This window comes from Vibrio sp. AK197 (assembly GCF_053903115.1).
Map to the genome: position 1 here is coordinate 786,531 of NZ_CP096430.1, position 13,582 is coordinate 800,112.

At 48.1% G+C, this 13,582-nt stretch carries 14 protein-coding genes; 13 read left to right on the forward strand and 1 reads right to left on the reverse strand.

Going from position 1 to position 13,582, the window contains the following annotated elements; translation table 11 throughout:
- The first annotated feature begins 148 nt into the window (after positions 1-148).
- The 11 genes from nifE to M1D72_RS10935 all read left to right on the forward strand — a co-directional run bounded on the left by nifE (position 149) and on the right by M1D72_RS10935 (position 9,990).
- A complete protein-coding gene (gene nifE, locus M1D72_RS10885) occupies positions 149-1,585 on the forward strand; it encodes a nitrogenase iron-molybdenum cofactor biosynthesis protein NifE (protein ID WP_456296884.1) in 1,437 nt (478 codons plus the stop codon).
- Entirely contained in the window at positions 1,585-2,940 is a 1,356-nt protein-coding gene (gene nifN, locus M1D72_RS10890; RefSeq protein WP_456296885.1) for a nitrogenase iron-molybdenum cofactor biosynthesis protein NifN, read from the forward strand. Before nifE ends, nifN begins: the two co-directional genes overlap by 1 nt.
- Positions 2,937-3,410, forward strand: coding sequence for a NifB/NifX family molybdenum-iron cluster-binding protein (locus M1D72_RS10895; protein ID WP_456296886.1), 474 nt, complete (start codon positions 2,937-2,939; stop codon positions 3,408-3,410). Before nifN ends, M1D72_RS10895 begins: the two co-directional genes overlap by 4 nt.
- 47 nt (positions 3,411-3,457) lie before the next feature.
- The gene (gene fdxB, locus M1D72_RS10900; RefSeq protein ID WP_390191076.1) at positions 3,458-3,724 is read left to right on the forward strand and encodes a ferredoxin III, nif-specific; all 267 of its coding nucleotides are present in this window, start codon (positions 3,458-3,460) and stop codon (positions 3,722-3,724) included.
- A gap of 247 nt (positions 3,725-3,971) precedes the next feature.
- On the forward strand, positions 3,972-4,883 hold the full coding sequence (gene nifU, locus M1D72_RS10905) for a Fe-S cluster assembly protein NifU (protein ID WP_390191075.1): 912 nt from the start codon (positions 3,972-3,974) through the stop codon (positions 4,881-4,883).
- Positions 4,876-6,096: a cysteine desulfurase NifS gene (gene nifS, locus M1D72_RS10910; RefSeq protein ID WP_456296887.1), complete on the forward strand. Its 1,221-nt coding sequence runs from the start codon at positions 4,876-4,878 to the stop codon at positions 6,094-6,096. Before nifU ends, nifS begins: the two co-directional genes overlap by 8 nt.
- Before the next feature lie 100 nt (positions 6,097-6,196).
- Positions 6,197-7,360 (forward strand): homocitrate synthase, encoded by a 1,164-nt coding sequence (nifV, locus tag M1D72_RS10915; protein ID WP_456296888.1) that lies wholly within the window; start codon positions 6,197-6,199, stop codon positions 7,358-7,360.
- Between the two features lie 13 nt (positions 7,361-7,373).
- Positions 7,374-7,670: a nitrogenase-stabilizing/protective protein NifW gene (locus tag M1D72_RS10920; protein WP_390191070.1), complete on the forward strand. Its 297-nt coding sequence runs from the start codon at positions 7,374-7,376 to the stop codon at positions 7,668-7,670.
- On the forward strand, positions 7,663-8,133 hold the full coding sequence (locus M1D72_RS10925; protein ID WP_456296889.1) for a nitrogen fixation protein NifZ: 471 nt from the start codon (positions 7,663-7,665) through the stop codon (positions 8,131-8,133). The genes M1D72_RS10920 and M1D72_RS10925 overlap by 8 nt, the downstream gene beginning before the upstream one ends.
- Before the next feature lie 16 nt (positions 8,134-8,149).
- Positions 8,150-9,031 carry a peptidylprolyl isomerase gene (locus tag M1D72_RS10930; protein ID WP_456296890.1) on the forward strand — a complete coding sequence of 294 codons (882 nt, stop codon included), beginning with the start codon at positions 8,150-8,152 and terminating at the stop codon, positions 9,029-9,031.
- A gap of 101 nt (positions 9,032-9,132) precedes the next feature.
- Positions 9,133-9,990: a hypothetical protein gene (locus tag M1D72_RS10935; RefSeq protein ID WP_456296891.1), complete on the forward strand. Its 858-nt coding sequence runs from the start codon at positions 9,133-9,135 to the stop codon at positions 9,988-9,990.
- A 68-nt stretch (positions 9,991-10,058) separates the two neighbouring features.
- Here M1D72_RS10935 and M1D72_RS10940 read toward each other — a convergent pair whose 3' ends face one another.
- Positions 10,059-10,589, reverse strand: coding sequence for a cytochrome b (locus tag M1D72_RS10940; protein WP_456296892.1), 531 nt, complete (start codon positions 10,587-10,589; stop codon positions 10,059-10,061).
- A 269-nt stretch (positions 10,590-10,858) separates the two neighbouring features.
- Here M1D72_RS10940 and M1D72_RS10945 point away from each other — a divergent pair, with 269 nt between their 5' ends.
- The gene (locus M1D72_RS10945; RefSeq protein ID WP_456296893.1) at positions 10,859-11,872 is read left to right on the forward strand and encodes a zinc-dependent alcohol dehydrogenase family protein; all 1,014 of its coding nucleotides are present in this window, start codon (positions 10,859-10,861) and stop codon (positions 11,870-11,872) included.
- Positions 11,873-12,226: 354 nt separating this feature from the next.
- Positions 12,227-13,576 (forward strand): sensor domain-containing diguanylate cyclase, encoded by a 1,350-nt coding sequence (locus tag M1D72_RS10950; RefSeq protein WP_456296894.1) that lies wholly within the window; start codon positions 12,227-12,229, stop codon positions 13,574-13,576.
- Positions 13,577-13,582 lie beyond the last annotated feature (6 nt).

Consider the following 13,582-nt stretch of genomic DNA (forward strand, 5'->3'; position numbering starts at 1 on the left):
TGTGTCAGCAGGCTTTTTTTTGTCTGCTTTATGACAAATTGTCACCTTAAACCCCATAAATCATCATCTACTTTCAATAAAAACATAGAGTTAGAGGTTGGGTCGTGAATTGCAAGAGCAAAGAATGACTAGCAAAGGAGCGGCAAGTATGAAACAGAAAGAGATTCAAGAGCTGCAAAATGAGCCTGCCTGTGAGCACAATGATGGCAATAAGCAGGGATGTTCTCGTCCAACCCCAGGAGCAACAGCAGGAGGCTGCAGCTTTGATGGGGCTCAGATCAGCCTATTACCGATCGCCGATGTCGGCCACTTAGTCCATGGGCCGATCGCCTGTGCGGGAAACAGTTGGGACAATCGTGGGACGCGCGCTACCGCCAATAACCTATTTCGCTTTGGCTTTACTACTGACCTTAACGAGCAAGACGTAATCATGGGCCGAGCAGAGAAACGCTTGCTGCATGCAATTAAAGAGCTGATTGAAAATCACAATCCGCCAGCGGTGTTTGTGTATGTCACCTGTGTCCCCGCCCTTGAAGGTAATGATGTCGATGCCATTTGTCAGTTGGCAGAGCAGCGCTGGAATATCCCTGTGATTGCCATTGATGCAGCCGGTTTTTATGGCAGTAAAAACCTTGGCAACCGCATTGCTGGAGAGGTGATGGTTGAGCGTGTCGTTGGGACAGCAGAGCCTCCGGAAAAACCGCCGATGGCGCATGATCCTTGCCGTAAGGTGCACGATATCGTGTTGATCGGTGAGTACAACATTGCCGGCGAGTTCTGGCATGTGTCGCCGCTGTTTGAAGAGGTGGGGGTTCGAGTGTTGTGCTGCTTAGCCGGCGATACTCAATTTCATCAGATACAAACCATGCATCGCGCCGAGGCGGCGATGGTCGTCTGTTCACGTGCACAAATCAATGTCGCTCGTAAGCTGAATGAAAAATGGAATATTCCGTGGTTTGAGGGCAGTTTCTACGGCATTGAAGATACCTCCAATGCGCTGCGCGAGTTTGCGCGCTTGCTGGGCGACGCGCAGTTGACTCAGCATGTTGAGCAGGTCATCGCGCGCGAAGAGCAACGTGTTCGCGCCGAATTGGCACCTTATAAAGCGGTGTTACAAGGTAAAAAGGCTTTGCTGTATACCGGGGGAGTGAAATCTTGGTCTGTGGTTTCGGCGCTGCAAGAACTGGGTATTGAAGTGGTGGCGACTGGCACCAAAAAATCCACCCAAGCGGACAAAGCGCGGATTCAAACCATCATGGGCGATGATGCCTTAATGCTCGATGAAGGCGGGGCGCGTAACTTACTTGATGTCGCGTACAATCATAACGCGGACATTATGATTGCTGGTGGACGTAACATGTACACGGCACTGAAAGCCAAAATGCCCTTTTTAGACATCAACCAAGAGCGAGAGCATGCTTACGCAGGGTATGAGGGCATGATCACCTTAGCCAAAGAGCTGAAACGGACCTTGACTAGCCCGATTTGGCGTCACGTCAACAGCATTCCCGTCTGGCGGCAAACTCGCGACGACGTTGTGCTCAATATGCTTAAAGTGCAATTTTGTATGAAGGAGTCGATGTAATGACCGAGATTCGTACCTTAACCGATGCTCTGGTGACTCAGCCGCTGAAAACCAGCCAGCCGACAGGGGCAACTTTGGCGGCAATGGGCTTTGATTCAACCATTCCCTTGATGCACGGCTCACAGGGGTGTAGCGCGTTTGCCAAAGTGTATCTTATTCAGCATTTACGTGAGCCTATTCCGTTGCAAAACAGTGCGGTTGACCAAGTTGCAGCAGTGATGGGCGCCGATGATAACTTAATTCAAGCGCTGCACACCTTAGCCACTAAATATCATCCGCAGTGCATCGCGGTATTCACCACCGGCCTGACTGAAATGCAGGGCAGCGATATTCAGCGTGCCGTAAAAATGTTCAAGCAGCAGTACCCACAATTTTTAGGGATTGAGGTTGTCCCTGTTGCAACGCCAGATTTTAAAGGGAGTTTGGAAACCGGATACGCGCGTTTTGTGGATGCCATCGTGCGTCAATGCGCCGACGCGAACCCGCGTCACAAGCAGGCGAATTTGGTCAATGTGTTGTGTTCCTCGGCGGTGACGAGTGCCGATATTGATTTAATTCGTCGTTATCTGGATGCATTTGATTTAGAAGGTATATTTCTTCCTGATCTCTCAGAATCACTCGACGGTCATCTTGACCAAGCGGACTTTAGCCCAACCTCGACAGGCGGCACCACGCTTGAGCAGGTGCATCGCGTTTCAAGCGCGGCCTTGACGCTGGTGATTGGTGAGTCGATGTACGGCACCGCAAAGTGGTTAAAGCAGAGCTTTCACATTGATTACTTATGTTGTGGTCTAGGGATGGGGCTGCAAGCCACCGATCATCTGCTCGATGGTTTGGCACATTTGAGTGGTAAGCCTGTTCCACTGTGGTTTGAGCGTGAACGTAAACGTCTCCAAGATGCAATGCTTGACACTCACTTTGTACTTAGCGGTAGCCTAGTGGCGATTGCTGCTGAGCCAGATTTAGCCCAAGGCTACATTCAGTTGCTGCAAGAAGTCGGCGCGGAACTGCCCTTGGTGGTCACCACGTCTGCGGCCAAGCTCTTTCAGCGCTATTTGCTTGATAACGTGGTGGTTGGGGATTTATCGGTTGTCAGTCAACAACTTGAGAGTATTGATGTGGTGGTGGGCAACTCCCACTGCGCGCAAATTTGCGAGCCGCAAGTGCCGGTGATTCGCGCGGGTTATCCCTGTTACGATCACTTTGGCAATATGGATATTTTGCAGTTTGGTTATGAGGGCGCTCGTGCTCGGCTTTATGCCTTCGCCAATGCACTTTTGCGCAATCAACACCATGAAGTCGAGCCGCATATCAGCCAATACTATTTTTCAGCCGATAAGGTGGTGCCAGTATGACAGTGCGCAAGCTTCATCTCGAGACCGCGTCCGATGCGCCGTTTAACCCGGTACTGAAAGTGGCGTTTGCGACCCATTCACGGCTGATGATTGATGAGCATTTCGGTCATGCGCGAACGTTTCTTATCTATGGTGTCGATTACTCCGGGCACCAACTGCTGGATGCGGTGGAATTCACCGATGAATTAGCTCAGGGGCACAATCGTTTGCCAGATAAAATCAATTTGCTTAAAGAGTGTGATGCGGTGTTTTGTAATGCGTGTGGCGCTTCAGCGCTGCGCCAGTTATTGGCAAAACAGATCTTCCCGATCCGAGTGGATGAGGGGGTGTCGATCAGTGAGTCTCTGCAGCAAATTGGCCAAGAACTTAACCAAAAACCAGCTGGATGGATGACGCGCGCGCTCAAAAGTGAACAGCGTGGCGACGACTCATCGAGCTACCTAGATAGCTTGCTCGACGAACCTTGGTGAGCGGCAAATTTACATCCCAATATGGAAGCAATGAGAAGGAGAGAATTATGGATAATGTCGTGGGGTACACCCGAGGAGGGAGTGAGTGGAAGCCACATTTTATTGATGGGCTTGATGAAGAATGCTGCATCGGCTGTGGTCGCTGTTTTAAAGTCTGTTCTCGTGACGTGTTCGATTTAATTGAAGCCGACATGGACGATGATGACGAAGACGATGTGATGATGGTTATGACGATTAAAAATGGTGATGATTGTATCGGTTGTCAGGCTTGCGCCAGTGTGTGCAGCAAAAAATGTCACTCATTTACTGCCTAGTCACTACCTCACTTTAACGTACAAACGCCGCTTTATGCGGCGTTTGTCGTCTTTTCATCAACAAACTGTCGCTTTTCCGACAATTGTCAGTTCAGAGGCTTGTTGTTTTTGTGACATTAAATCCAACAATTGCTTATTTAATAACAAGTTAAATTCTATGCATAGGCTGGATTGCTCCTTGCAGCGGAGTAAGAACATTACAAGAGCAAGCAAATGATTTGTTCTGCACGACACCCAAGGAGAGCTTATGTGGGATTATTCGGAAAAAGTGAAGCAGCACTTCTTTAACCCAAATAACGCAAAGGTGGTCGAACACGCCAATGCGAAAGGAGACGTAGGATCAATCAGTTGTGGCGATGCGTTAAGCCTCACACTGAAAGTTAACCCAGACACCGATGTAATTGAAGATGCGGGTTTTCAAACCTTTGGCTGTGGTAGCGCGATTGCGTCATCCTCAGCATTGACCACGATTATCATTGGTAAAACGCTTGATGAAGCGAAAAAAGTCACCAACCAAGAAATTGCTGATTATTTAGATGGTTTACCACCAGAAAAAATGCACTGTTCGGTGATGGGAATGGAAGCGCTGGAGGCGGCGATTGCGGACTATCGCGGTGAAACGCTTGATGATCACCATGAAGAAGGCGAGCTTATTTGTAAGTGCTTTGCTATTGACGATGTATTGATTCGTAAAGTGGTGGCTGAAAACAACCTAACCACCTTAGAACAAGTGGTGAACTACACCAAAGCGGGTGGCGGCTGTTCGTCTTGCCATGAAAAAATTGAGCTGGTGTTGGAAGATTGCCTTGCTCAGGCAAGCGCAGCGCCAAAGGCCAAGCCCGTTGCTCGTAATATCGACGTGACGACACTGCCCACCAGTGCGCAAACCCAAGAGCAGCTTGATAGCGAATTAGCGATTATCCACGAAGTGATTGACACCGCACGTCCTGCGATTCAAGCCGATGGCGGCGATATTGAATTTGTCGATTTTGAAAATGACATGCTGTTTATCACATTGCGTGGTGCATGTACGGGATGTGGTCTTGCTGGCATGACGGTTCATGGCATTGAAAGCAAAATCAGCCTCAAGCTAAAACGCTCGATTACCGTGTATCCAGTGCAAGTCGAAGATAAGAAAGAGGGGGCTTATCATGCCTAATCATAATGCTGATTTTAGCTATCTGGACAACAATGCGACGACGCGTATTGACCCTCGAGTGCTTGATACCATGATTCCGTACCTGGATGAGTTTTATGGTAACCCTTCTTCCATCCACCAAGTCGGGGCTCAAGTGGGTAAAGCACTAGAAACGGCGCGTGAGCAAGTGCAAGCCTTGCTTGGGGCGCAATATGCCTCAGAAATTGTCTTCACTTCTTCAGCGACTGAAGCCACCGCGACCGCCATTTATTCAGCGCTTGAAGCACAGCCAGACCGTAAAGAGATCATCACGACGGTAGTCGAACATCCAGCGACGTTATCTTTGTGCCAATACCTTGAGCGAAAAGGCTACACCATTCATTGGATTGGTGTTGATAAACAAGGCCGAATTGATCTTGAGGCATTTGAGGATGCGCTAAGTGAACGCGTTGCGGTGATGTCGGTGATGTGGGCCAATAACGAAACTGGCACTTTATTTCCGGTCGAATTAATGGCGAAACAAGCCAGAGGGTTTGGGATTCAAGTGCATGTGGATGCGGTTCAAGTGACTGGAAAAATGCCGTACTCCATCGCCAATACATCAATTGATATGGTGTCTATTTCCGGTCATAAGTTTCATGCTCCCAAAGGCGTTGGCGCGCTATATTTACGCCGCGGAACACGCTTTCGTCCGTTGCTGCGCGGTGGACATCAAGAGCGCGGACGCCGCGCAGGAACGGAAAACGCAGCATCGGTTATCGGGCTTGGTAAAGCCGCTGAGCTTGCGATGGAATCGATGCAAAACAACACCGCATCGATTCAGACCATGCGTGACCGCCTAGAGCGTGAGTTACTGAACGCGATCCCACACAGCTTTATTACGGGCGATGTGGAAAATCGAGTACCGAATACCACCAATATTGCGGTCGAGTTTGTTGAAGGTGAGGCGCTGTTGCTGTTGCTTAATCAAAGCGGGATCGCGGCGTCATCTGGCTCGGCATGTACCTCCGGGTCTCTAGAACCTTCCCACGTCATGCGGGCGATGGACATTCCGTTTACTGCAGCTCACGGCACCCTGCGTTTCTCTTTGTCTAAGTTTACCACTGAGCAAGATATTGACCGCGTCATTGCCGCCCTGCCACCGATAGTCGAACGCTTACGTACCTTGTCACCCTATTGGGATAACGAGCGACAACAAGGGGATTTGCAATCATTTGAACCCGTTTACGGCTAATCATGGGCTGGTGTACACCAAGTCTGTTTGAGAGATAACTTCGAAGATTTGCGTTCAGGCATCACTCAACGCACATTCGATACAAATGGAGGAGCGCATTATGGATAAGGCGTTATTACAACATGGAGAGTTTTCTGACCTACGTGAAGTGGTGATCAACGATACCACGCTCAGAGATGGCGAACAGAGCCCTGGCGTCGCGTTTCGCTTGGAAGAAAAAGTACAACTCGCCACTCAGTTGAGTGCCGCAGGGGTCGGTGAGCTAGAAATTGGTATTCCTGCGATGGGTGACCATGAGCGTCAAACCATGCTTGCGGTTCGAGATACGGTGAAAGAAAGCCAATTGATGGGCTGGGGGCGGATGTCGATGGATGACCTCAATGCCAGTCTCAATCTCGGGTTAGATTGGATTAACTTGTCGATTCCGGCCTCTCGCCAACAGCAGAAACATAAACTGGGGTTAACTTTGGGCCAAGTATTGGCGCGCATCGATTATGTGGTGCGCTCTGCTGTACAGCATGGATTTAAAGTATCCGTGGGCTTTGAAGATGCCTCGCGTGCTGAAATGTCTGACATGTTGTTTATGGCTGACATGGCGCAAGTTGCTGGCGCAAGCCGAATGCGTTTTGCGGATACGCTCGGTGTTCTAGACCCATTTGAAACCTTTAGCCGCGTGCATCACCTCGTTTCTCACGCCAGTATTCAATGGGAGATGCACGCGCACAATGACTTAGGCATGGCCACCGCCAATTCTTTAGCGGCGATTCAAGCTGGGGTTCATTCCGTCAACACCACGTTAATTGGGCTGGGGGAACGCGCGGGTAACGCCCCCCTTGAGGAAGTCTGTGTGGCGACGTCGGTGATGCGTCACGCAAGAACGGGCGTCGCGCTTGATAAGCTTCCAGCCCTCTGCTCTTTGGCAAAACAACTTTCAGGCTTGCAGCTCGCTGGGCATAAATCGATTGTCGGCGATAACGTCTTTACGCATGAATCTGGCATTCACGTGGATGGGTTGCTGAAAGATCCCGCTAACTATCAAGGCTTTGCTCCAGAGTTGGTAGGACGGCATCACCAAATGGTGCTGGGGAAACATTCTGGGCGTAAAGCGGTGATTGAGCTGCTGCATCAGCGTGGAATCTCGGTCAGTGACGAGCAGCAGCCTCGATTTTTGGAAGCGTTGCGGTGCTGGAGTGAAGCGAACAAGCGGATTCCTTCTGACGCGGAGTTATGTCAATTGCTAGAGCAAGCCGTTGCCGTTGCGTAAAGGAGCATAAGTTATGGATGACATCGTTGATCTAGAAACCATCGATGATCTGCTGTCGATAGAGGATTTTTTTGATTATTTTGGGGTGGGATACGACCCCAAAATCATGAACAAGCAACGGGTTCCTTTACTGCGCTTGTTCCAAGCTATGTTACCTGACGATGGCCACGCACTGACTTATCGTCAATATCAACAAGCCCTTATCAAAGCCTATTGTGGCGCAATTAAAGGTGACTCGGCCCCGGCGCTAGCCATGCGCTGCGGCGGATGCCATGACTGCGAACCTTCAGAGGAGGGCGCTTGTGGATGAGGAGATGATTCGCTTCGATATTGGCGATGAAGTACGTGTCGTGCGGGATATTCGCAATGATGGCTCGGTGTATGGAAAAGAAAAAGGGGAATTATTGATTGAAGCTGGAGCCGTGGGCGTTGTGAGAAGCATCGGCTACTTTCTTCAAGATCAAGTGATTTACCAAGTCTACTTTCCTGAGCTGGATCGCTCGATTGGCGTGCGTAACAAGGAAGTCATCGATGCACAATTGACTTGGCAGCCCAACCCTTTTTATCGCACAGAGCAGGTCACGCTGAATCAGAGTTTGGCACATCAGGGCGAGGTTTTTGCCGATAAAGGTCAGCAAGTCGAAGTGGTCGACTTTGAGCGCGACCTTGCCAGCGGCAAAGTCAAAGTCCAGGTGCTTATCAATCAGTTTTGGGTTTGGTTGGATTTGCAGGCGATCCGCAAGCTTGATTCCGCCGATATTCCCTTTCAGTAATGCAATGAGGTAGAGCATGAATACCACCATCAACAATAACGAGGAAGAGTTTACCTTACAGCGTCAACAATATTTGCTGATTAAACTCGCGCTCGACCAATTTGGGGTTAACCCAGACCAGTTGAGCCGCAGCGAATACAGTAAACTCATGGTCGATGCCAAAGCGCTGTCAGATATTCAGAATTTGATTTGCCATAGTCCGGAATCGGCACTGATTTACATCAGCGACCATCAAGTCGAAGAGGCGATTGCGAAGTTAATCGAACAAAGTGGTGACGCAACGCAGTTTCAGCTAACCATGAATAAACACCGTTTAACGCGCACCAGCATTAAAGCCTGTCTTCAAGAAGACTTGCTGTGTGAACAAGTGCTAGCCAATGTTTCCGCCAATGTTCCAGCCATGGATATGAATATGGCGCGTCAATACTATTTTAAAAATCTGGCGAAATTCTCACGCTCACGGATGTGGAAAATCAGCCATATTTTGATCACGGTGAATAACGATTTTAGTGAGAACACTCGTCCGGTCGTGCAAAGTCGTATTAAAAAGCTGTACCGCGAGGCGACGGTGGACAACTTTGGTCAATTGGCTTTGAAAAACTCAGAGTGTCCGAGTGCGCTGGAAGGCGGAGAGCTTGGCTGGTGCGAGGCGGGGAAACTGTTTGGCGAAATCGAAGCAGTGCTGCAATGGTTGCCAAAGCAGATCGTCAGTGCACCGATTGAAACGGAAGCTGGTTTCCATTTGGTGGTTTGTCATGAAGAGAAAGCAGCACGGGTGGCAAGCTTTGAAGAAGCATTGCCTTCGATTGAACAGCTTCACAATGAGCGAGCGCAGCGTTACTTACAAAAGCAATGGATAGAAAATATTCGCCGTCGCAGTCAAAGTGCGATTAAGTAAGCATAGCGATCGTGAATGATCGCTGTGCCTGCACCGATCTGATTGAGCTTGTCCTTATCGGCTACACTGAGATAAGTCTCTTGGTGATAAGGTGATACAGTATGTGGCGAGCGTGGGTTCTCGGTTGGCTGATTGGAGTTAGTGCCAGTGTTAGTGCGGCGCAAGAGGTGGTTTACCCCAATTTATCTGGGTTAGGGACGGGTAGCCTTGGTTATGCTGCCTTAACACTGGCATTGGAAAAATCGGGGCAAGATTACCAAGTACGGTTTGATAGCCGTGAAGTGACCGCGACTCGCATGCAATTAATGCTCGAGCAGGGAGAAATTGATGTGATGGATGGGGGGTACTTACCGCAAGTGGCTGATCGCTTTGACATCATTTATCGTCCGATTGATATGGGGATTAGCGGTTGGCGAGTGTTTATTGTGCACCGCGATAATGCTGAACGACTCGCGAGCGTGAAGACGTTAGAACAGCTTAAAGCCTTTGTACTCGGGCAGGGCAACGGCTGGAACGACGTTGATATTCTTCGACATGCCGGGCTAACGGTGATCACCACCGCCAAATTAAATAATTTGATCAGCATGATGGAAGTCAAACGCTTTGATTTGTTGCCATTAGGCGCGAATGAAGCTTATCAGCTTCTGCAGCAATTCACGTCACAAGACAGTGCGTTACAAGTGGATGACGCGATAACGTTAGTGTATCCATTCGGGCGTTTTTTCTATGTGAGAAAAGATCGACTCAAACTGAAACAGGCGATTGAACAAGGATTGGATAGGGCATTAGAGGATGGCAGTCTAATGTCATTACTGCAATCGCATCCTTTTTCCCGTAATGCATTTGAGCGCGCGAATCTGAATCAGCGACAACCTATTTACATTGAAACGCCCAATCTTACCAAGCAGTTTAAAGCCATTGAGGATAAATGGTGGTATCACCCAGATTTGATAGAGTGAGAAAAGGATGCGCTATCAATGGGGGAATTCGATGTTGCCGAGCCGATAGCGTATCAATATTGACGGCCTTAAATCATGTCATGTTTTGGTAGCATGGTTTCTAAGACGTTTTTGCGCCCCAGTTGGTGAATCACCACTGCGGCGATGTGGGCCAATACGATGAAGGTTAATCCGATACAGGCTGCGCGGTGCATGATCAAGAAAAAATGATTAATTGCTGTGTCTGTAATCAGATTGGGAATTTGAAATAGCCAGAAAAAGCGATAGGGTTTTTCGAGCATTAAAAAACCACTAAAGAACACCACAAACATGGCAAAATAAATCAATGCATGTGTCATCTTCGCCAAGCTTCTTTGGTGTCTAGCCAGTTCGTAGCTACGCACCGGTTCGATTCGAAAATATTTCCACACAAAGCGAGCGACAAACAACGCCGCACCTATGGTCGCTAGTGACATATTGACTTCCGACAGAAAGGCGTGAACTGGAATGTTGTCTTCAAACCAATGCATACCAAACCCGGCGATGGTGGCATAGATGATCACCGCCGCCATGACCCAATGAAAGAAGCGACTGAGCGCATCGTAATATTCTATTCTCATATACTCATCACATACCGAATTTGGGCTTTTTACTAAGTGATAGCCCTCTTTATTGTATGGGTATAGTGTTTGAGTTTTCTTCTCCGTTCATTAGGAAATTGACAGGATTTCGTTATAAGAATGTGTGGTGTGCTACATCACGATAGGCAACGATTAGAGCAGATTCTGTCATACATTGAGCTGGCTTTTATCTTACGTTAGAGTTAATTCACCAAGTCCATATTGGTTGCGTGAAATAACGTGTATCAAGACAAGAGAAGGAAGGTTTTATGAAAGCATTAACGCTAACTCAACCGGGTGGTTTAGATAACATTACACTGAGTAAGATTTCAGACCCCGGCTCGCCAGGTGCTGGCGAAATTCGAGTTGCCATCAAAGCGAGCTCTCTCAACTTCCATGATTTACTGGTGGCTAACGGCACGGTGCCAACAGAAGCCGAGCGTATTTTGATGTCTGATGGGGCAGGTGTGGTCGAAGCCGTCGGTGAGGGTGTCACTGAGTTTGCCGTGGGTGATAATGTCGTGTCGACATTCTTTCCTAACTGGGAAGCGGGTAAACCGTTTGCTGGTGTTGGACACTTTGCGCATACGCCAGGTGATGGCGCTCAAGGCATGGCGGCTGAATACGTCGTTCGCCCTGTGAGTGCGTTTACTCACGCTCCAAAAGGTTGGAGCCATGCCGAATCGGCAACCATTACAACGGCGGCGTTAACTGCATGGCGAGCGTTGGTGGTTGACGGACAACTGAAAGCGGGGGAAACCGTTCTTACATTGGGTACTGGTGGCGTCTCCATCGCAGCGATTCAATTAGCTAAGGCGATGGGGGCTCGCGTGATTGCGACATCCTCATCTGAGGATAAATTGGCTAAGGTCAAAGCGTTAGGCGCTGATGCAGTCATTAACTATAAAACGCATCCGGAGTGGTCACAGCAGGTTATCGAGCTGACGGCGGGTCAGGGCGTTGACCATGTGGTTGAGGTGGGAGGGCCAGGTACCCTGGCACAATCCATTCAATCAGTTAAAGTGGGTGGTCACATTGCATTGATTGGTGTTTTAACGGGCGTTCAAGGGGATGTGCCAACCTCGGTTCTTATGGCGAAACAAGCACGTCTTCAAGGATTGATTGTAGCAAGCCGTCAAGACCAGCAAGAGTTTATTCGTGCGCTGGAACAAACTAATATCCGCCCAGTCATTGACACCACTTTCTCATTTGATCAATTAGCGCAGGCGTTTGAACATCAACAAGCGGGCAAACACTTCGGTAAAGTGTGTGTTGAGTGGTAATTAAGTACCAATAAGGTTTGTCATCCTTATTGTTTGTTTAGAATTGAAACCAAGCGTTTTTAAAGCGCTTGGTTTTTTTATGCTACAACATAACCAAATATCAACTTAAAGTAGTATATTTTAATTGTTACTAATTTTTTTATCAGTATTGATCCTGCGCACTTCATATTACAATACGCGCGGTCGCATAGAACTATGGGACGCTATACGATTATTGATGTTTTACCTTGATGAGCATGTTATGGCGCAGTGAGCACGGTCAAAAAGAAGTGGTTGAATTTCGTTAGGTAAATGTTCTTCTCTTTCACACCTTGGTCTATGATTTTTAAGAGTAAAAAATGAAGGTAAATGGGCGTGCTCAAGCAAAAGTACTTCTCTGCAAACTCAGTGATTTCTGCTATTACCTGGCTGATTGTCACGATGATGATGATCGTGGCAATCTTAGTGATCTCATTTTTATCTGTCCTTGATGGACGTACGATTGATGACACCCATGATCGCGTATCCATTGCTTTTAATTATGAAAAAAGTGCGTTATTGAAACTCAATATTGAGTATTCCTATTGGGATCGCGGTTATGAAAAAACAGTTAAAAACCCTTCACCAGAATGGCGATACGATACCTATCAAAAATATTTGGTTCCTGCATACGAACTGAGTTTTATCACCTTGATACACCCTGACAACAGGGTCGAATTGCTAGGTCAACAAGCGAGCGAACAAGGTTATGATTCGGCGAGTATTCAGCCGCTATTCTCTTCTGCGATAAAAGATAAAGTCGAACTGCTTAATAGTCGTAATCAATCGCTGATGAATAAAGCGTTTTTTTCCCTATTTGATGGTTCTACTTATTTGGTTAGCGTAGAGCCCTTTCGCCACGAGAAAACCGGAGCTTTTGTCGATGGCACGCATTTAGTCTTAGCTAAGCAAATCGATGCTGAGTATCTATCTAAATTAACCAAACAGTTCAAGTTGCCTACGTTATCGCTCGTTAGATCAGATAGTTACGATGCCTATTATGAACTGGAGGGGATCGGCCAGAGTTTGCCAACCGCCAATCTTTATTGGTCGATTGAGCGTATGACGAATCAGCTTGTTCCAGCCATTTTAGCTATTCTGGGTGTCTTCTTAATCATCACGATTGTCCTCGCTCGCGTGTTGCTTAATAAAGATTTACACGACATTGTCGAATATCAAACCGAGCTATATTCGGCAGCGATGACCGATTCTCTCACTGGCGTCGCCAATCGCCGTTATTTTCTTGAGTTTGGTAATAAGTCACTGTTGGTGAGTGTGGTTCAGAAGAAACCGCTTACCGTATTAGTTCTTGATTTAGACCACTTCAAAAAGATTAACGATCGGTATGGGCATCCTATTGGTGACGCGGCACTTCGCCATTTCTGTGAGACTTGCCAAAAGTATGTTCGCCATTCGGATCTCATCGGTCGTGTTGGAGGGGAAGAGTTTGCGATTGCCTTGCCACACACTGGGCTTGAGCAGAGTCTAAAGCTGGCGGAAGAGCTGCGCGTTATGGTCAGCGAATCGCAACTTGAAATTGAAGGCCATCAGTTACATCTTTCAGTCAGTATTGGTGCGGCAACCTTAGACAATCACTCCTCGTTTGAAGAGCTATTAGCCGATGCCGATCAGGCGCTATATCAGGCCAAAAAATCGGGGCGGAATCGAGTCGAAAAGCTGGGGTGACCATCG

Coding starts and splice junctions, on each gene's coding strand:
- nifE (WP_456296884.1), top strand. CDS start 149: ATGAAACAGAAAGAGATTCAAGAGCTGCAAAATGAGCCTGCCTGTGAG.
- nifN (WP_456296885.1), top strand. CDS start 1,585: ATGACCGAGATTCGTACCTTAACCGATGCTCTGGTGACTCAGCCGCTG.
- M1D72_RS10895 (WP_456296886.1), top strand. CDS start 2,937: ATGACAGTGCGCAAGCTTCATCTCGAGACCGCGTCCGATGCGCCGTTT.
- fdxB (WP_390191076.1), top strand. CDS start 3,458: ATGGATAATGTCGTGGGGTACACCCGAGGAGGGAGTGAGTGGAAGCCA.
- nifU (WP_390191075.1), top strand. CDS start 3,972: ATGTGGGATTATTCGGAAAAAGTGAAGCAGCACTTCTTTAACCCAAAT.
- nifS (WP_456296887.1), top strand. CDS start 4,876: ATGCCTAATCATAATGCTGATTTTAGCTATCTGGACAACAATGCGACG.
- nifV (WP_456296888.1), top strand. CDS start 6,197: ATGGATAAGGCGTTATTACAACATGGAGAGTTTTCTGACCTACGTGAA.
- M1D72_RS10920 (WP_390191070.1), top strand. CDS start 7,374: ATGGATGACATCGTTGATCTAGAAACCATCGATGATCTGCTGTCGATA.
- M1D72_RS10930 (WP_456296890.1), top strand. CDS start 8,150: ATGAATACCACCATCAACAATAACGAGGAAGAGTTTACCTTACAGCGT.
- M1D72_RS10935 (WP_456296891.1), top strand. CDS start 9,133: ATGTGGCGAGCGTGGGTTCTCGGTTGGCTGATTGGAGTTAGTGCCAGT.
- M1D72_RS10940 (WP_456296892.1), bottom strand. CDS start 10,589: ATGAGAATAGAATATTACGATGCGCTCAGTCGCTTCTTTCATTGGGTC.
- M1D72_RS10945 (WP_456296893.1), top strand. CDS start 10,859: ATGAAAGCATTAACGCTAACTCAACCGGGTGGTTTAGATAACATTACA.